Source organism: Thermosporothrix hazakensis (assembly GCF_003253565.1).
Classification (GTDB): domain Bacteria; phylum Chloroflexota; class Ktedonobacteria; order Ktedonobacterales; family Ktedonobacteraceae; genus Thermosporothrix; species Thermosporothrix hazakensis.
Window position 1 is genome coordinate 17122 of record NZ_QKUF01000006.1, and the last position, 17524, is coordinate 34645.

General features: G+C 51.5%; 17 protein-coding genes. 6 read left to right on the forward strand and 11 right to left on the reverse strand.

Annotated elements, in window-relative coordinates:
* Positions 1-12: 12 nt before the first annotated feature.
* Positions 13-906 (reverse strand): LysR family transcriptional regulator, encoded by an 894-nt coding sequence (locus EI42_RS10785; protein WP_111321734.1) that lies wholly within the window; start codon positions 904-906, stop codon positions 13-15.
* A 165-nt stretch (positions 907-1071) separates the two neighbouring features.
* On the opposite strand from EI42_RS10785, the gene EI42_RS10790 reads away from it, so the two are divergent.
* A complete protein-coding gene (locus tag EI42_RS10790; RefSeq protein WP_111321736.1) occupies positions 1072-2310 on the forward strand; it encodes an MFS transporter in 1239 nt (412 codons plus the stop codon).
* 290 nt (positions 2311-2600) lie between these two features.
* Here EI42_RS10790 and EI42_RS10795 read toward each other — a convergent pair whose 3' ends face one another.
* The 4 genes from EI42_RS10795 to EI42_RS10810 form a co-directional block, all read right to left on the reverse strand.
* Positions 2601-3452 (reverse strand): hypothetical protein, encoded by an 852-nt coding sequence (locus EI42_RS10795; protein ID WP_137686400.1) that lies wholly within the window; start codon positions 3450-3452, stop codon positions 2601-2603.
* A gap of 237 nt (positions 3453-3689) precedes the next feature.
* Complete coding sequence (locus EI42_RS10800; protein WP_111321740.1) at positions 3690-4811, reverse strand: winged helix DNA-binding domain-containing protein; 1122 nt, start codon at positions 4809-4811, stop codon at positions 3690-3692.
* Between the two features lie 99 nt (positions 4812-4910).
* Positions 4911-5333: a hypothetical protein gene (locus tag EI42_RS10805; RefSeq protein ID WP_111321742.1), complete on the reverse strand. Its 423-nt coding sequence runs from the start codon at positions 5331-5333 to the stop codon at positions 4911-4913.
* Positions 5334-5517: 184 nt separating this feature from the next.
* Positions 5518-5967 (reverse strand): HIT family protein, encoded by a 450-nt coding sequence (locus tag EI42_RS10810; RefSeq protein ID WP_111321744.1) that lies wholly within the window; start codon positions 5965-5967, stop codon positions 5518-5520.
* Between the two features lie 155 nt (positions 5968-6122).
* Between EI42_RS10810 and EI42_RS10815 the strand changes: the two genes are divergently transcribed.
* Both EI42_RS10815 and EI42_RS10820 read left to right on the forward strand, forming a co-directional pair.
* The gene (locus EI42_RS10815; protein WP_111321746.1) at positions 6123-6842 is read left to right on the forward strand and encodes a class I SAM-dependent methyltransferase; all 720 of its coding nucleotides are present in this window, start codon (positions 6123-6125) and stop codon (positions 6840-6842) included.
* A 604-nt stretch (positions 6843-7446) separates the two neighbouring features.
* A complete protein-coding gene (locus EI42_RS10820; protein WP_170142535.1) occupies positions 7447-7965 on the forward strand; it encodes a DinB family protein in 519 nt (172 codons plus the stop codon).
* A gap of 45 nt (positions 7966-8010) precedes the next feature.
* Here the strand turns inward: EI42_RS10820 and EI42_RS10825 are convergent, their stop codons facing one another.
* The 4 genes from EI42_RS10825 to EI42_RS10840 all read right to left on the reverse strand — a co-directional run bounded on the left by EI42_RS10825 (position 8011) and on the right by EI42_RS10840 (position 11799).
* Positions 8011-9318, reverse strand: a complete 1308-nt coding sequence (locus tag EI42_RS10825) for a glutathionylspermidine synthase family protein (RefSeq protein ID WP_170142536.1) — start codon at positions 9316-9318, stop codon at positions 8011-8013.
* A 5-nt stretch (positions 9319-9323) separates the two neighbouring features.
* Positions 9324-9800 (reverse strand): hypothetical protein, encoded by a 477-nt coding sequence (locus EI42_RS10830; protein WP_111321752.1) that lies wholly within the window; start codon positions 9798-9800, stop codon positions 9324-9326.
* Positions 9801-10376: 576 nt separating this feature from the next.
* Positions 10377-10856 carry an ABC transporter permease gene (locus tag EI42_RS10835; RefSeq protein ID WP_170142537.1) on the reverse strand — a complete coding sequence of 160 codons (480 nt, stop codon included), beginning with the start codon at positions 10854-10856 and terminating at the stop codon, positions 10377-10379.
* 79 nt (positions 10857-10935) lie between these two features.
* Complete coding sequence (locus EI42_RS10840; protein ID WP_111321756.1) at positions 10936-11799, reverse strand: class I SAM-dependent methyltransferase; 864 nt, start codon at positions 11797-11799, stop codon at positions 10936-10938.
* Positions 11800-12257: 458 nt separating this feature from the next.
* On the opposite strand from EI42_RS10840, the gene EI42_RS10845 reads away from it, so the two are divergent.
* The 3 genes from EI42_RS10845 (at position 12258) to EI42_RS10855 (ending at position 13584) form a co-directional block, all read left to right on the forward strand.
* Complete coding sequence (locus EI42_RS10845; RefSeq protein WP_111321758.1) at positions 12258-12779, forward strand: helix-turn-helix domain-containing protein; 522 nt, start codon at positions 12258-12260, stop codon at positions 12777-12779.
* A gap of 13 nt (positions 12780-12792) precedes the next feature.
* Positions 12793-13209 carry a VOC family protein gene (locus EI42_RS10850; protein WP_111321760.1) on the forward strand — a complete coding sequence of 139 codons (417 nt, stop codon included), beginning with the start codon at positions 12793-12795 and terminating at the stop codon, positions 13207-13209.
* Between the two features lie 165 nt (positions 13210-13374).
* Entirely contained in the window at positions 13375-13584 is a 210-nt protein-coding gene (locus tag EI42_RS10855) for a hypothetical protein (protein ID WP_111321762.1), read from the forward strand.
* Positions 13585-13668: 84 nt separating this feature from the next.
* On the opposite strand, the gene EI42_RS10860 is transcribed toward EI42_RS10855, so the two are convergent.
* Entirely contained in the window at positions 13669-15423 is a 1755-nt protein-coding gene (locus tag EI42_RS10860) for an ATP-binding cassette domain-containing protein (protein ID WP_111321764.1), read from the reverse strand.
* Positions 15420-17147, reverse strand: coding sequence for an ABC transporter ATP-binding protein (locus EI42_RS10865; protein WP_111321766.1), 1728 nt, complete (start codon positions 17145-17147; stop codon positions 15420-15422). Before EI42_RS10865 ends, EI42_RS10860 begins: the two co-directional genes overlap by 4 nt.
* Between the last annotated feature and the right edge of the window lie 377 nt (positions 17148-17524).

Sequence of the window (17524 nt, forward strand, 5' to 3'; positions counted from 1 at the left end):
TACACGTCCTTTTTAAGGACGAATGTGCTCAAAGTAGGAGATGACGAAATCGTGAAAGATACGCATTGCGGTTGTCTGATAGCGATCTTGCATCCAGGCCAGACCGATTGTGCGCTGACAGGGAATATCACTGATATGCAGCGGGATCATTGCTGGTTCTGGAATGCCGCGGAGTGCCAGGGCGGGAATCATTGCGATGCCCAATCCTGCTGCAACGAGACCGCGCACTATAGCAAGTTCATCTCCTTCAAAGGTGATGCGTGGTTGAAAGCCTGCTTGACGGCAAAACTGATCGGTCATCTCGCGCAACCCGTGACTTCGCTTCATGGCTATAAAATCCTCCCCTGAAACCTCGTGCAAGCCGACACTCTCTCGATTGGCAAGTCTGTGATCTGGCGGTACTATCAGCACTATTTCCTCCGTCATGAGTGGCGTCCAGGCAATGTCCGATCTCTCAGGACGCGGTGAGGTGATACACATATCGATTTCGCCCTGTTCAAGTTGACCGGCCATGATATGCGCGGCATTCTGGTAGAGCTGGAAACGCACTCCCGGGTGTTCTTTGCGAAAAGCGTGAAGGAGTTCGGGTAACAGTTGGGCTCCGACCGTGTAAAGTACTGCAACCCCGATCTGCCCTCGTTCGATCCCGGCCAGGTCGGCCACTTCTCGTTGTCCCTTTTCCAGTTCAGCGAAGGCCTTTTCTACATGTTGCAGGAACGTCTTTCCCAGAATGTTGAGTCGAATGTGTCGTCCCTGGCGATCGAAAAGGGGAGCACCTAATTCTTCTTCAAGTCGCGCTATTGCTCGGCTCAGGGATGGTTGTGCAACATAGAGCTCCTGTGCCGCTCGTGTCATGTGTTCCAGACGTGCAACGCTTTGAAAGTATTTGAGTTGCTGAAAATCCATAGCCGTTCTCCTGAATTGATAGCTGTGAGGTATAGAAATTATAGCAAAATATATATTGAACATCATAAATAGGAGGGGATACGATACATGATGTGAGTACCTGATATCGCGGCGTTCATGAGAGGGAACGCGTGGAACTTATTCTGTGTTGTGAAGGGAATGTGAATGGAGTACATTGAAAAAGGAACTTCGGCTTTTCGACGTGTGAATGTCTGCTTTTTCATTGGTGGACTGGTGACGTTTGCTGTATTGTATTGTACACAGCCGCTGTTACCGCGATATACCCAGGAGTTTGGAATTCCACCTGCGACAGCCAGTCTGGCAGTCTCGGTAACGACGGCGATGCTGGCAATTATGCTAACGTTTGCCGCAGCATTCTCGAATGCTCTTGGTCGAAAGCGAATCATGACTATTTCGCTCTTCGCGGCTGCTGTAGTGACCATTGCCTGTGCATTCAGTCCGAACTTTGCCTATCTGCTGTTCTTTCGAGCACTTGCGGGTATTGTGCTTGCTGGTTTGCCTGCGATCGCTATGGCATATCTGGGAGAAGAGATACACCCGCGGCACCTTGGTTCTGCAATGGGAATCTATATAGGAGGGAATGCGGTTGGAGGGATGTCGGGGCGCATTGTTGTCTCCCTGATTACGGATGTTTCTTCATGGCGTGTGGCGTTGTTCTGTGTGGGTGTACTGGGTTTGTTATGTGCATGGTGGTTTGTGAAACAACTACCGGAATCGCGGCATTTTGTCGCCAGGCCATTTATTGTGCGCGAGCATTTCCGCGGTCTAGCAAGCCAGTTGCGCAACCCGAGTGTTCTCTGCCTGTATGGTATTGCGTTCCTTTTGATGGGATGTTTCGTGACGCTGTATAGCTATCTGGGCTATCAGCTTGAAGAGGCCCCATATCATTTGAGTCAGGGCGCTATCGGCTGGCTGTTCAGCATTTATATCGTTGGTTCGTTCGGGTCGTCGTGGTTGGGCAGCCTGGCCGATCGCTGGTCAAAACTGGGCGTACTGGTGCTGAGTGTTGCGTTCGTCGGTATTGGAGCGCTTATTACGCTGGAAATGAACCTCTGGCTGAAACTGCTTGGTGTGGCGATACTGACGTTCGGCTTCTTCGGTGGTCATGCGATCGCAAGTAGTTGGGTGAGTGAACGCGCTGGAAGCGGCAAGGCATATGCTTCGGCCTTATACCTGTTCTTTTATTATGTTGGTTCCAGCGTTGGTAATACTGGTGGTGGTTTTTTCTGGAGCTCGTTCGGCTGGAATGGTGTGATCAGCGAGATAGGCCTGTTCGCGCTGGTCTGCCTGATACTGACACTGGTATTGCCCTTTGTGATGAGTGCCCGATCACTGGAACGGCATGCGGCTCCGGTTGGCCTGCCACGTCCGCGAAACCGATAGCAGAAAGCGTAATCGGGGAAGACGTAGAAGCGCCGTGTGAGGGGGGAATCTCGATCGAGGTTGCAGCGGAGAGACTCCCGAGGTAGAAAAAGAAGCGGTCATTCGTTTCTGCTGTTCCTGGCAAGAACGCGAGGGACCACTTCTTTTTTTCGCGTCGACTTTGCTTGCTTTTCAGCTCTTGTGTATTGATCTCACTTCTATCAGGTTGACATAGCGTGTCTTTTTATAAGCTCATAGCGGAAGGAGGATGATCTATTCCGGTTTCGCGAAACCATTCCAGTCTTTCGATGTTATTGTGTGGTTTTGACGGCAAAGTAGCTTCTCTGGGCGAGTTTTCCGTTCCAGTATACTTCGACCTGTCCGGATAGCGGTGTATCGAAGATGAGCGGGAGCACGATATTCTGTCGATCTCCGTCTTTTGTGGTTTTTGTCTGGCGAGTCTCTTCGTTAAAGATCTCTCCATCTGTGTACACTTTGATGGTGATGGTTGCAGGGTTTTTGTCCAGTTTAATTCCTGTAACGAAGTAGAACTTGGTTCCAGGGGCAAAGGTATCGCCGACAACGCCGGGGTTGCCGTTTTCGGTGGTTGTTGAGGCAAAGACGGCAAGGTCGACCATGTTCGCTGCTGGTCCTGGCTCACGCTTTTTAGGATCAGGAATATTTTTCTGTGCTGATGCTGGCTGAATTGGTGGAGGCGAAGAGATGCCAATGAAGCGCTGAATGTTATCCAGCATGCCGCTGACCTTTGCATAGTAGCCTGCACCACCACACAGAAGCAGCGTGACGATCAGCATGCTAAGGAACCCGCTGATAATGCGACGTCGGGGAATAACCGGGCGCGGCTTCGTATACATCTGAGGAATGTAGACAGATCCCTCTTCCTCTGGCAGCGCCGGTAATATCTCTTCGACGCGCTGTACCGGTACCATCGATACAGGACCACCATTCGCCACCGCGATTGGAAGTTGTGAAGGAGCCTGAGGTTGCTCCGGCTCAACACTCCAATAACTTTGTGCGTTTGGCGCTGGCTGTGCATTCCAGGAACCGGGTTGTGCAGTTGCTGCTGGCTGTTGCGAAAAAGCGAAATTGTTCGATGCATTGCCTGCGTTCCATTGGCTTGCCTGATTATTTCCATATGCCATTGAAGAGGCGCCACAGTGTGGGCAGATAACCTCATGTGTTTCTTTAGGGAAATTGCAGTTCGGACAGATCATCAACCTTTTACCTCATAAGCAGATAACATCTCTATTTGTTACAATCAACAGTATCACTGTAGAGAGGAAGTAGCAAATAGAGTGTCCTTCTTTAGACCATAATGGCTAGAACTTCCTTTCTATCCCCATAGAAACAGGTATACAAGCAATGTGCTGCAAGAAGCATCAGGAATGAAAGGTGACCTCTACTGTTGTGCAATCCCGATAAGGAGCAAGCTGGCTGGCTTCGGCTTCAATCTCTGCCTGTGTCTCAAGGGAAAGCACCCAGAGTGGTTCGACGGTAACAAGCAGACGTTTTCCCTTCTTCTGACCGCGCCATGTCGCAACAATTTCGCCGTCGGCTAACACAACCCCGGGATTGCCAAGCGCTTTCCAGATTCGTTTCTGGTGAGCGAGCTCAGGAACTAATGTTGAGCGATCGGGCTGGTCAAGATAGATATCATAAGCAGGCAACAGGCGAACCCCTTCGGGTTGTGTCGGGTGCTCAAAAGCGGCTCTATCGTCAGCATGCAGCCAGGTGCGGCGCCCATCTAGAGCAACTTCAATAAGTTGCTCTGCCAGACGTTGAAATGATGCCTCCGCGTCAGCAACGGAGATACCAACCCAGCGGGCAAACTCGCTGCTTGTTGACGGACCAAAGGCACGCAGGTATCGACGAAGGAGTTCCTGGCGTGCAGCTACACGATCTCGCTCTGTGTCTGGTTCAAGGTGCTGAAAGGCCATGCTCCGACCTGCCCGGGGGGCGATAACATAAGCTCCATTGACGCCAGCCAGACGAAAGAGCGTTTCGTTCACATGAAAGGCGTTGCAGGGCCGACACCAGGGCGAAAGCGTTTCAGGAATGCGGCGCGTGATCGCCTGACTGAGCGCTGCTTTTGAGAGAGTTTCCGTTCCAAGAGCCTCTATAGCTGCCTGAGTCGCCATTTCAAGTGCCGCTGTCGCCGGTATTCTGGCTTCCTGAAGCGCTGGTGCAAGGCTTACAAGCTGTGTGAGCAATGAAGCGTCGTCTGCCGGGAGCGCGCCCAGCGTAAAGATGAGCATATCTTGCGCTGGCACAATGAAGGGTGAGCTGCGCACGCTGTACACTTCAAGGAGCCCATGCTGAAGAGCATCTGGCGAAAACGCTTCAAGACGCGCATGGAAGGCTAAGAGCGCCGAGCCCGGTGGCGTGTTGCGAATGCCACACACTGCCGCGACATCGAGCAAGCTATCTACCGGTTTCCGTTGCAAGAGATTCTGGCTGCTCAAGCGAAATGCGAGTGCCTGTGTACGTGTTGCCTGGATCATCGTTTAACACCGTCTTTCCCTGTTAGAGAAGCTATTTTCTACACAGAATACCACCCAATCCGGTCAAAAGCCGTCCTGATCCTGGCTTATTTGAAGGCGTCAATCCGCTACCATGCCTTCAATGGCTGTTTCCGTATCTCCGGTAAAGAGCAGGAAGTAATTGGTTTCATCGCGCACCGATGTTGCCAGCACATACCAGTGATCCTCTTCGGTTATATGGGTTGCGTCGGTACACTCGTTGGTGCGCTTAAAACAGACCCGCACATGAAAAGGATGAGCAAATTTCGAGAGCTTGAGATTAATGTCTTTGCAATAGGGAGAGGTGTTTAGCCACTTTTCCGCGTTATCTGGATACGCAAAAACAATTGCCGCGTTATGGCTGAATGTCTCCGCTTGACCGTAGCAATCGGCGGCAGGCCGAGCTTCCCGCGCTGAGGTAGAAGAGACAGGCAAGAAGAGAAACATGCAACAGAGGAGTATGCTGATCAGGATACCACGAACCACACGTACATTGCACTGCATTGTCTATCCTCCACTCCTTTTCACGAATCACCTGAAGACCATTTTCAGTCTGCTGTATCTGCAATATTCATCATTATAATAGCATAAATATGCAACTGCATCACCAGGAATAGCCCGAAAGTTTCTCACCAGTTTTGAAACGATGCTCCTGTGCTGCCACTTTTCTATCAAAAGGCTGGTACGGTTACGCGAGCCCTTGCAGCCTGCGGGCGAAGATCTCACAGTACGCTTGCAGGGCCTCGATAGGAAGCGCCTCTGCTCTATCGACTTGCTGTTGCATAAACAGGTGTGGACCTCGGAGCTCTTCCGGAAGATCGCGCGGACGAGCGAGCATATGAAAGTGGACATGCGCGAATCCCTTTTTCTCGCCAAAACATACGAGGTACTCTTTTTGTATGGAACTATCCTGGCCCATAGCATGTGCAAGTGTATATTGGATGTCTGCCAACTCATGGAACTCTTCTCGGGTTAGCTCGTGAAGCGCTTCGACATGGCGAAAGGGCAGGATAACAAACCAGCCGAGGCTTGCACAGGGATAGCCATGCTCGACTTGCCAGCAGGTACCGCGATACACGGGAGGAACCGGCGTGATAGGCCGTTCGCCACTCAAATTCAGGCAGGTAAGACATTCCATACACTTTTCATCTTTCCTTGAAGCTTTTTTCTGAGTATACTATGCTGAACAGCAAAAAGGAAGGCTTGTCTTAAAGAGCGTACCTTTTGTATTACCATCTTTTCCGCGAAAAGTGAGTGAACAGGTAACAAATGCCAGTATAAGGAGAAAATGATATGGAGAATGCAGCATATAACGAAATCGTCACATGGTATGATCAATATATACAGGAAAATCCGTTCTATTCTGATATGCTTCTTCCATCATTGCTGGAATGTACCGGTGATGTGCAGGGACAGCATGTTTGTGATCTAGCTTGCGGGCAGGGCTGGTTTGCCCGAATGCTGGCGAACAGGGGCGCTCGGGTTACAGGGATCGATTATGCTGAGGGCCAGCTTGCTCGGGCACGAGAGTATAAAGAGCCTGAGGGCATTGTATATCTACACGATGACGCTCAGGAAGCTCGTTCACTGCCGGATCATACCTTTGATGGATGCGTCTGCATTCTGGCTCTGATGGATATCCCTGACCATCGGGCAGTCTTTCACACGGCGCGGCGCGTGCTCAAAGCCGGTGGCTGGCTGGTTTTTGCGATTATGCATCCCTGTTTTGAGGCTCCTGAGGCAGGCTGGATAGCAAACGAGCAGGGAAAGCCAGCCCGTGTGATCAGCCGCTATACCCGAGAAGGGTTCTGGAAATCGACTTCAGGCGGCGTGAGAAGCCGTGTGGGAGCCTACCACCGCACACTGAGCTCATATACGAACGCGTTAATTGATGCGCGGTTTGCGCTTACCCGAATGCTTGAACCGCGTGCCGGTGACAGGCGCCTGAAACAGGTACCCGGCAATCAGGAAATTCCCTCGCTGTTGATTGTACGTGCAGTCGCGATGGAATAATTGCTGAAATACTGAAGAATGGATTACCTCTTCATGAGTGAGGTATTCATCAGGCACTGATTAGGCTTCCTGGGCGGTGCGAGACTCTCCCTATATAGTGGCTATCCGGATATCGTGCCATGCTCGGAACAGCATTTCGCGAAGCTCCCCTTCTTGATGGAAGCCCGGGCGCTTGGGGGGCTGGCTGACTTGCGTATTGAAAGGGAAAACGCCCGGAGAGACACGATGCAAGCCAGGCCTTTGCAACACATGGGCTAAGAGCGCCCGTTGCGCCTTACGAACGTATCCATTTCCTCAACAATCCTCTCTCGAAGAGAGAATAATGCACTCCGTTTTTCTATTCCACTAATCATAGAGACTAATGCTGACATGTCAATAAATTGACGAACTGCATTTCTACAGAGAAAAACATGTAGAAAAAGAAGAAGTCGCGATATCGGCTTTCTCTCTTTATCGAAATGAGTCAGAAGCGATGCAAAATCGGGAAATTGGCAGTAGCTGGCAGCGCTTTTGCTGGAAATGGCAGTGTGCCGGGCCGTATGATCAGAGCAACGCGGACCCTTTGAGGGGTCTTGCAACAGCCAAAAGCAAGAAAGGACTTCGAATGATGAAAGCAATAACACTTCTGCGCGAACAGGTACAACAGGCACATGATTTTCTTGAGGCAACAATGACCGATGTAACGAGTGAGCAGGCGCATTGGACACCTCCCGGAACCGCGAACCCGCTTGCCGCGACATATGTCCATGCGATCGTGAGCGAAGATGTGGCGATTCAGATGGCGCTGCGCGGTGAGGCCCCGCTATATGCCAGTGCGTGGGAAGGAAAAACGGGTATCAGCGAGATACAACCGCTTTCTACAGCAGAATGGGCGCGTCGAGTGAAGGTCGATCTTCCCGCTTTGAGGGCCTATGCACAGGCCGTTCATGCTGCGACTGATGCCTATCTGGCCTCATTGCTTGAGCCAGAATTGGAACGCGTGGTTGATCTTTCCAGCTTTGGTCTGGGTCAAATGACGGTGGTCTCTATTCTCAATCGACTGGTTCTCGGCCATATCGATAATATGTGTGGTGAAATTTCAGTCTTGAAGGGGCTGCAAGGTGGCCGCGGCTATCCTATGTAGGACAAAAAATGGGACTGCACGCTTGTCCGTCGCAGTCCCATACTTCTATTTCTGCACTGGCTGATCCGGATAGCAAACAGGCAGGAAATATGAGAAGTCGTCAAAGATCAGCTTACGCGCTGCCCGTACACCTACTGCCGAGGGCTCTCCGGCGACAACGAAGCAGTTATGCACAAGGTTGACTTCGGTGCGCCCGTCTTCTGTCTGGATTGTGGTTGTAGGCGGCTCCGTATACTGTTGATACACCATGACCTGATCACTGTAAAAATTCAGGTCACTCTGCTCAACCACTTCACCGCGATGACACACGGTGATCGAGATACCTTCACGCCCGTATACAGGCTTGATGACGTGCCTTCCCTGAATGAATGGCTGTCCCTGGGCATCGTGTGGCGCGAGATATGTTGGAAGAAGATACTGCTCAATCCATCTGTGCTCTTCATGCGTGAAAAGATCGCTTTGCGCAAGATGCAGGGCCCAGAGGACCGCGACCAGTGCTTTGTTCTGTAGCACAAAAGCGGTCGGCGGATTGATAATGGCGAGCTGCCGCCTGCGAACCAGTTCCAACAATGCCAGCCCGATCGGTGTCCCGTCGGATGACTCATCCTTGATCAGGTATTCAGTTGGATAGAGCTTGTAGAGCACGTCAACGCGTTTTCCCTCGGCAGTGAGCAGGGCATCATCGGTCACACGAAGCGCCTCAAGGCTCTGATAGGCGGTTTGATAGGGCAGAGGCCCCCGGCTTTCAAGCAGGTGCCGGTAAAACTCGGTTGTGCCACGCTCTTCCTTGTCTGTTGACGAACTGAAAATGATCGTCGCCTGTTCCGGGCGCTGCTTAAGCCAGCGGAGAGCCCCTTCAATGCTGGACTGAATTGCCTGTGCCAGTTGCGTTTCACAATGTACATTGGGATCGCGTAGCCCAAAATCAGTACATACCTGACTGTTCATATGGAAGAGCTCAACCACAACCGTCGGTGTTTCGGCATTAAATTCAAGGAGTTTTGGTCCAGCAGCCGTCATTAAAAACTCGTAGCGTCCGCACATGACCGCTGGCATTTCTGGAATAACAATATGTGCGTAGGGAATAGCTGCCTCTGGAATACCGATATCTCGTAATGTCTGATCGTCGGCCTGTTGGAGGACCTGAGCAAGGCGCGTCATCAGACGATAGAGCCGGCTTGCAGCCATGCGGAGCGCCTGAACATGTTCGGGTGGAAGAACAAGCGCTCCATATAATGCGTACTCTTCCACTTTCAGACCAGGCAGCGTACCCCAGAATTCAGGAAAGCGATTATAGTACGCACGTCGCCATTCTCGGTATTGACTGGTAAAATCTGCGGAGAGGCTGGTCACTACAATTACCCCCCATTGTAACAATCGGTACCGATACCTGCTGCTCCGCTGGTGCCGACGGTGAGCTTGCCGGGATTCGGGTGAATCCCGTCGTCACTGGGCACCCAACCGCCGAGCGCCGGTATCCAGAGGAAATAAGCTCCATTACTGGCCATATATTTGATCGGCGTGGTGCCGTTTACCTGTGGCTTTGCGGTGGCTTCAGGAGGGCAATCCTCGTTTGGACGACCGCATGAGCTCAACGGCATAAGCAGGGCTGCACCCAGACCAACCGCTGAAACGATCCGTGCCACACTGGAAGGAAGGTACCAGGCTTTGCGTTCCGCAGGTGGCTGAAACGGCTTATACTCGACGTTTGTAGCAACCGGAAAAAAGGTCGTTCCCTGTACGCTCGTTTGCTCTGCTTTGCTATTGTGCGTTCCTTGTGTCTCTACAACTGGTCCCTCGTTCGTCTGTAGATCCTTCTTTATTTCTTCTTGCATATATTGCTTCTTCCCTTGCTCCCTTCTTCTCTGGAGTTCTGGCACAGGATACCGCTTGCGAAAAGGGACTGATATAGAATGGATACGAGAAATGAGTACTTCAATCAAATCACGAGGGTATTTTTCCTGTCAAAGGGAGTGTAGCAGAAAAGTGAGGGCTGCGCTATGATGTACCTCTCTTTTTTGAGAAGGTCAGATCTGGCAGCTGCGAGGTATGGGGGTACTGGTAACAGAGGGGCTCTTGCAGAAAATGGTATGAAATAGCGTAATTTTTATATTTTTTTAACACAAACGGGTATTGTTTTTGCTATACTGGTTGCACGTTGAGTTGATGAGTCGTTATTAGTACGTCAACTACCCCTGAACTCACTGGAAGCCGCCCGATGAGATACGGGCGGTTTTTTTCTGCTCAAAAGAGGTGCCTTGCCCCGGGAGACAGGGCAAAGACACTTGAGCGGTTCCGTTCATTACGCACAAACAGGTAGGTCTCGGCCACCATAAAAATGACGAAGAGCACGCCGATAATCAGCAGCTGGATCACCTATATAGATGATATAGATGATGCCGCGAAGGGGATCAACCACATAGCGGAGAGGCGTGAGTTAGAATGTCCAGGTACCAGGGAAGCACACGTATGGGTGTGAATACGCCTGATAGCAGAAATTGCGGCATAATAAGGAAAGGGATGAGCTGAGATGCGACACGAGCGCTGCTGGCGAGCGACGCAACCAATGTGCCGAATGCGCCACCAAACAGGCAGGTAGCCAGAGTCGCTGGAATGAGCAAGAGCGCGGCTGTGAGCGAAAGATGCAGGCCGAAGAGCAACAGTCCTGAAAGAATGATCTCAATGCATTGGACAAGCGTGACTGTTGTTTCGCCAGGAATCTTGCCGAAAATGATTGCGTAACGCGAGACCGGCGCAATAAAGAGCTCCTGAGAGAAATCGGTTTCTCTTTCCTCGACCAGAGAGGTAATGCCCGTCATCGGCGTTTGAAACAGGTTCATTGCCAGCATCACATAACCCGGCTTCAGGTAATAGCAGGAATGATTCCTCACTATTTCTGGTATTTCTGCCGGTGTACGGGTGAAAAAAGGGCATGCACTTAATGGCATACCCTCAACGACACTCGTTATTTTAGCGTACAGCTTTTTGTGCCACTATTGAGTACATCAGCGGCAAATTCGGCTGTTCTGGCGGGAGTTGCCAGCGCTGGTCAGGCAATTCCTGCATATTCTGGAATGGCTTGAACCCATTAGAGTATGGATACTCCTTGAACTCAGTGAGGGTCAGGCCGCTTCCGAGCAGGGCGCCGAGGATCTCGGAGATGTTCCACGAATAGAGGTGGCTCCGATGCGGGTTCTTGAAATCCTTCACGCCTTCTTCGCCCGATGTGCCGAACAGCAGCCCTGTGTCTGAGAGCGCGACGTAATCGCTCACGCCGCTTTCTTCGGTGAACGCGCGGCCCTCCGTAAAGTAGGGATAGCGGCGCTCCATGTCCCATTCATAGAGCATGCAGACCGGGTGAAAATCGATGACGATAAAGCGGCCTCCCGGCTTGAGAACGGCGGCGATGCCTTGTGCCCAGAGAGGCAGGTCAGAAAGCCAGCATAAAGCGCCATACGAGCAAAAGACGATGTCAAAGCGTTGTGAGTCGTGAGCCGCCTCTGCAAGCCAGTCGTAAACATCCATGCGGTGGAACGTGGCGGGAATGCCGCTCTCCTGTGAGAGGCTCCGGGCAAAATCAATCGCTGTGTCGCTGATATCGACTCCGGTGACAGATGCGCCCAGGCGGGCAATGCTCAGGCTATCCTGGCCAGAATTGCATTGCAGGTGAACGACAGAGAGACCATTCACGTCGCCCAGGAGCTCGCGTTCTTCCGGGAACAGGGTTGAGCCGCCCCGTCGAAAGAAAGCAGCTTGATCGCCTTTGTGGCTGTTGTGTGCAACCGTTGCTGCATTCCAGGAAAGCCTATTCTCTTCGTGTATTTTCTTATCCATACAGTGCATTTATTCCTTTCTACTGCGCTAAAACATGCTATGCCGATCCCTCGTGGAGGTAAGAGAGCTCATTCGGGTGTTGAAGGTCAAAAAGTGTCCATGATGTGACGTAATGGCTGATGCGAGGTGTAGTGCGGGAAGGCAGAAGAAAGGAACGATCAGAGCAGCAGAGAAAACCGTACTCCAAGCGTATGATATATCTGTTGCGTCTTTCCCGCTGCTTACCATCGACGCGAGGAACCGGTAAGCAGCGAATTATCCGTTTTTGCGTAAAACCGTTAAAAACCAGGCGCTTTGTGAATCGCGACCCATCTGTTTGCTTTCTCCTATGTAATCTAGCTACCAGTATACAGGAAAATGTTACCGAAATCAAGGATCAGTATGTATAAAATGACGTTTTTTAACAATACTGCGTACGTACTTTATGGTATGCTGCGTAGGAAGAATGGAGGGCGAACATGTTTCATAGTACCTGTCTGCGGACCAGATTTGCTGAACCCGGAATCTGGGCGCACTTTGCTCGCACGCTTGAGACAACGGTTATGCGTAGTTGCTATGCTCGAACGGTGCATGAGGCGCTTGGAAACTTGCGGCAATGGTCTCGAGCTGATCGAGAGCTGATACAAAGAGCGCTGGAACGGCTCTATGAGACGCATGGTCATGTACGTATGGAAGAGTTGGCCGCTCATTGTGGCCTCTCGCTGCGTCAGTTTGAGCGGCGTTTCAAGCGACGAATGGGCCTCGCTCCGAAAGTTTTTGCTCGCCTGTTGCGCTTCGAGGCTGCACGTGATGCCCTGTTGCAGGGACAGGAGGCGGATGCTATTCGGTTCGGATATCAGGATCAGGCGCACCTGATTCGTGAATTCTCGTTTTGGTCGGGAATGACACCCGGAGCATTTGTAGAACGAGCGCGTCAGCGAGCAGCGCAAACCCAACGCCCTCAACGACAACATACGTTTATTGCTCTCTTTTTAGTATAAAGGAAAATACAGAATGAGTATGTGGAATGGAATTCATCATATTGCACTGGCAACCGCGAATCTGGATGCAACCATCCAGTTTTATCGCGATATCCTACAGATGACTATAAGTGCTGTTGCTCCCTCAAAAGAGGGACGAGGACGACATTGCTTGATCCTGGTCAAGGAAAATGATGAGGACACGTGGGGCTTCCACTTTTTCGAGCGACCAACCGTCGGCAAGGGGGCTCAGACGCTTGCTGAGGTCGATCCGACGGCATTCCTGATGCATATTGCGGTTCGCCTGAGAGATGAAGCAGCCGCCAGAGCACTGCGAGAGCGCCTGGAGCGGGTTGGCACGCCCATTACAGATATCCCTGAGCTGGGAACGTTTGTCTTCCCTGATAACAACGGCATCATCTTAGAAGCAACCTGGCCGCGAACGGCTTAACCCTCAAAGGGTCGTGGTGTGTTCTTGCTTGTCTGCTATGAAGCGAGGCGAATGGTGCGATCTCCTCATGCATCATGTTTGCGACAACTTTGTGACAAATAGATGATATGCTTGCGACAACTTCCGCCTATACTTCATAGCAACAACACAAAAGGAGAACACACCATGACCATTGCTCAACATATTACCAGTACCGTTTCAGCTATTCTGCATTCGCATCCAGCGATCGAGCAGCATGTGCAGGGGTGGCTTGAGCATGACGAGCTTCCGATTGAGGATCAGAAAACGCGCACACTCGAAGAACTTGAGCAGGAAGAGGATGCTATCTTTACCCTGCTGGCGAACTCGCTCTTTGACACTTCCAGCATAAACTAGAATGCGCTTATCCTCTATTTGTAGAGCCAGTTGATGCCCCGGCAGGGAGGGAAGGCTGTCGGGGAAGCTGTGATTTGCTGAACTTCAACTTTCAATCGTTCCATTCCAGAGAGAACACATTGCTTCGCTGGTCTCAAGCAATTGCTCAAGCGGTCCAGCGGCCACAAGACGTCCATCCTGTAGCACAAGGATCTGATCAGCCTGTTGCAGCGCGAAATGCCGATGTGATACAAGCAAGCAGGTATGTGCTCGATTGGTGAAAAGGCGTTCCCAGAGCTGTCGTTCAGTCTCTACGTCGAGAGCGCTGGAAAGATCATCAAAAACAAGTAGATCAGGCTCGCGTAGGAACATTCGAGCCGCCGCCGTTCGCTGAATCTGTCCTCCTGAAAGTTTGGTTCCCTTCGGCCCGACAACCGTTTCTAGCCCTTTCTCAAGCATCTGAATATCTCGCTCCATCACAGCGGCATGAATGGCAGCATGCAAGCGCTCTGGCTCGTCAGGAAGCCCCATCAGCATGTTCTGCCTGAGCGTCTCACTGCATAGACGGGGCACCTGTGGCGTGTAGGCGCTCTGTGGGGGGACGAAGAAGCTGGCCGGGTTCGTGATCTGTTGACCGTTCCAGTAGATCGCTCCACTTGCGGGAAGCAGCCCCAGGAGCGAGCGCAACAGCGTTGATTTCCCCGAACCAATCCGCCCTGTGACAACCGTGCAGGTGCCCCGAAGCAGCAGAAAGCTGATATCCTCGATCCCCTTTTTGCTTTGCGGGTGCAGGTACGTCAGGTTGCGCACCTCCAGACGCGTAAGCGGTTCAGCCTGCCTCTGAGGCTGTGGCAAGGCGGGATATGTGCCACGAAGATGAAGCGGACTCTGATCTACAACGGCATTCTCAGGCACATCTGCGGGCAAGATTGTCTGTAATCGCTGTAAAGAAACGCCTGCCTGTTTCCTTTTTGCCAGCCCGATGCTGAACTGAGCAATGAACGCGGTGATCTGGTCCAGGTACAGGAGAAAGAAGGCAAGTTCTCCAACAGTAAACGAACCCTGTTGCATTGCCTGAGCCGCCAGAAGCAGGATGATCCCGAACGCAATATTCGTAGTATTGCGAGAGACAGAAACAAGTACAACATTCGTAAAAAAGAGGCTTTTGAGTGTGGTCTGACGGCGCTTCTCATTCAAATGGCGTAGATGTGCGATCACATACTGCTGTGCCCCTGTAAGCTGAATCGCCTGCGTATTTTTCAGTACTTCTCCGAGAAAGGAACTGACAGCTCCTGCTGCCTGTCTGCTCTCCCGATGGTAGGCGCGAATGCGAGTTGTCATGCACTCTATCAGGATATTTGAACCTATCATCGGAATAAGTGCAACAATGGTGATAAGCGGATGAATTGATAACAGCGTAATGATGGCGATCAGTGCCTGTATACCTGCACCGAAGGCCATAAGGTTATAGACAATCGGCTCTGAAACCTGATGTGCATCCTCTCTGAAGCGGTTCAACATGTCTCCGGAAGAGGCTGGAAGCGTCCGGGCTCCTGTTTTCATGATGATCTGCTGGAAGACATTGCGCCGCAAAAGCGTCTTCCCTGTTTCAACGCACGTTGTGTCTGTGGCAACGCTGCTCAACATAGCAAGCACTCTGGCGATGCCAGCACCCACCAGGAGCGCCCCGAGCGTCCAGAGATTCCAGCCCGATTGGTGCTGATGACTGATTGAATCGAAAAACGCCGCGATGATCGGGCCAGGTAGAAGAAGAAAAATGCTGCGAAAGATCTGCAAAAGGGCATTCAGCAGATAGAGCTGTGGAGCGTACATCATGATTTTGAAGAGCCCGTTTTTCATGCGATAACCTCCGTCAGGCCGCTCTGGATGAGCTGTGAGAAGCGTGATGTGGGATCAGAAGCAAGCAGGTGACGCTCGCCATGTTCGCGGATGTGGCCACCCTCAAGGATCAGGATGTCATCGACGCGTTGAATGGTGTCCAAGTGGTGCGCGATGATGATCCCCGTTCGGCCCTGAAGCAAGCGCCCAATTGCCTGTTGAAGCAGTCTTTCTGTCGCTGGATCGAGTCGAGATGAGGCTTCATCGAGGATGACGATATCAGGATTGTGCAGAAACACGCGCGCAAAAGCCAGCAACTGAGCCTCTCCTGATGAGAGCATTCCGCCGCCTTCTGTCAGCACAGTATCCAGGCCATGCGGCTGCTCTGCAAGCCATTGCGTCAGATGAAGCTCAGCGAGCGCGTGCATGATTTCTGTGTCTGAGATGTTCGGATTGAAGAGCGTCAGATTTTCTCGGATGCTTGCTTGAAAAAGCTGGACATCCTGCGTGACGACGCCAATGCGGGCACATAGTTCCGCACGGGTTGTCCTCCGTATATCCGTGTTGCCAAGCAGAATCGCTCCCTGCTGCACGTCATAGCCCCGATAGAGCAGGCGCGTAAGGGTGGTTTTGCCACTTCCAGTTCTCCCGAGTATCCCGAGTGTACGGCCTGATCGTAGCTCAAATGAGATATCATGAAGTACCAGTTTTTCTGGAGCGTACCCAAAAGTGACATGCTCAAAACGAAGGGCAAGCGGTCCATCTGGTAAGAGGCCTCCTTCTCCATCGACGATAGCGCTTGTGGCGCTGTGGAGCTCCGTAACGCGTTGGATGCTTGCCAGTGCCTTCTGAAATCCATCAAGATGGAAGGTGATCTCGATCAGGCTATTCGTCAGCAAATTTGTGTAGAAAAAAGTGGCGTATATTGTGCCGAGGCTCATCTGTCCATGTCGCGACAGGGAGGCTCCGAGCGTAAGAATTGCAGCCATCAGCGCCTTTGCCCCGATTTCAAGCGCCCCCGAGAATAGACGGCCATAGACGCTACTCAAGCGGGCTGTGTGCAGAATGCGTCGGGAGAGCCTGTTCAGCCGCTCCATAACGTAGGGCTGTGCGCCGTTCCCACTGATATCCTCAAGGCTGGAAAGCCGTTCTTCAAAGAAACTGGCAAGCTCTGCATCGGCCTGTCGAGCTGCCTGAAACATTGGTACACCTCTTTTTTGAATTGGCTTGAAGAGCGAGAACAGGAAAATGGTGAATATGAGAAAAAGCAGCCCGGCACGCCAATCAGCCATAAACGCAATTACGATGATGCCAAGCAAGAGCAGAAAGCGACCAAGCATGACGAACACGAAGTTGGAAAAGAAGTCTGAGAGCGTGGCGATATCCCCGTCAACGCGCTCAAGAAGCACGCCTGGCGTGTGCGCTTTATGGAAATGCATATCCAGATTGAGACAGTGGAGTGTCAGGTCAACGCGCAGCTCGTTCGTCGCTCGCCAGCCAACAGCCTCGCTCAGGTAGCTTGCAAAGGTAGTGCACAGTTGATTGAAAATGGTAAAGCAGAAGAAAAGGAGTACTGGAATAAAGAAAGAACTACCTGGATATTGAAGTGTATCTATAAAATTTTGCAGAAGAAGCGGGCTGAGCAGTTCAAGGCCGATGCCTCCCAGGAGTAAGAGAGCAAGCATACAGACATTGAAGCGCTGCGAAAAAAGGTAGGTCCGCAACAGGATCAGGTAGCGTTTCATTCTATCCCCTTTTTAGTGAGAGTAGTGGTATTGGAGTAGCACATTTTAGTATCCATATTCGATGTATCGGCTATCGTTATATCCGCTATAGATATATCTATGTTCGATATAGTAACCGCTGCATCGGGTGTCTGTCAAGCCATGCATGCTGCAAAGTGGCTGGTCTTCGGTTATCTGAGCAGATCAACTGAGAATCGGTCTACTTTCTCTAAAGAGTTTGTGGGAAAAGGTAAGAGGTAGAGAAAGAGAAGAATACTTGAAAAAGGGATGGAAAAGAATGTAGGATAGAGATGTATTATGCTGTGCTATCGTGCCGGGGGACACGGTCAGCACATCGAGGTCTTGCACATGGAGATAAAGCGTGAGGCTGCTTCCCG

What these genes read in the sequence shown, in the direction of transcription:
- EI42_RS10830 (WP_111321752.1), bottom strand. Translation starts at nt 9,800, where the DNA reads ATGCAAGAAGAAATAAAGAAGGATCTACAGACGAACGAGGGACCAGTT.
- EI42_RS10820 (WP_170142535.1), top strand. Translation starts at nt 7,447, where the DNA reads ATGATGAAAGCAATAACACTTCTGCGCGAACAGGTACAACAGGCACAT.
- EI42_RS10840 (WP_111321756.1), bottom strand. Translation starts at nt 11,799, where the DNA reads ATGGATAAGAAAATACACGAAGAGAATAGGCTTTCCTGGAATGCAGCA.
- EI42_RS10785 (WP_111321734.1), bottom strand. Translation starts at nt 906, where the DNA reads ATGGATTTTCAGCAACTCAAATACTTTCAAAGCGTTGCACGTCTGGAA.
- EI42_RS10800 (WP_111321740.1), bottom strand. Translation starts at nt 4,811, where the DNA reads ATGATCCAGGCAACACGTACACAGGCACTCGCATTTCGCTTGAGCAGC.
- EI42_RS10795 (WP_137686400.1), bottom strand. Translation starts at nt 3,452, where the DNA reads ATGGCATATGGAAATAATCAGGCAAGCCAATGGAACGCAGGCAATGCA.
- EI42_RS10850 (WP_111321760.1), top strand. Translation starts at nt 12,793, where the DNA reads ATGAGTATGTGGAATGGAATTCATCATATTGCACTGGCAACCGCGAAT.
- EI42_RS10810 (WP_111321744.1), bottom strand. Translation starts at nt 5,967, where the DNA reads ATGGAATGTCTTACCTGCCTGAATTTGAGTGGCGAACGGCCTATCACG.
- EI42_RS10805 (WP_111321742.1), bottom strand. Translation starts at nt 5,333, where the DNA reads ATGCAGTGCAATGTACGTGTGGTTCGTGGTATCCTGATCAGCATACTC.
- EI42_RS10865 (WP_111321766.1), bottom strand. Translation starts at nt 17,147, where the DNA reads ATGAAACGCTACCTGATCCTGTTGCGGACCTACCTTTTTTCGCAGCGC.
- EI42_RS10855 (WP_111321762.1), top strand. Translation starts at nt 13,375, where the DNA reads ATGACCATTGCTCAACATATTACCAGTACCGTTTCAGCTATTCTGCAT.
- EI42_RS10845 (WP_111321758.1), top strand. Translation starts at nt 12,258, where the DNA reads ATGTTTCATAGTACCTGTCTGCGGACCAGATTTGCTGAACCCGGAATC.
- EI42_RS10815 (WP_111321746.1), top strand. Translation starts at nt 6,123, where the DNA reads ATGGAGAATGCAGCATATAACGAAATCGTCACATGGTATGATCAATAT.
- EI42_RS10790 (WP_111321736.1), top strand. Translation starts at nt 1,072, where the DNA reads ATGGAGTACATTGAAAAAGGAACTTCGGCTTTTCGACGTGTGAATGTC.
- EI42_RS10860 (WP_111321764.1), bottom strand. Translation starts at nt 15,423, where the DNA reads ATGAAAAACGGGCTCTTCAAAATCATGATGTACGCTCCACAGCTCTAT.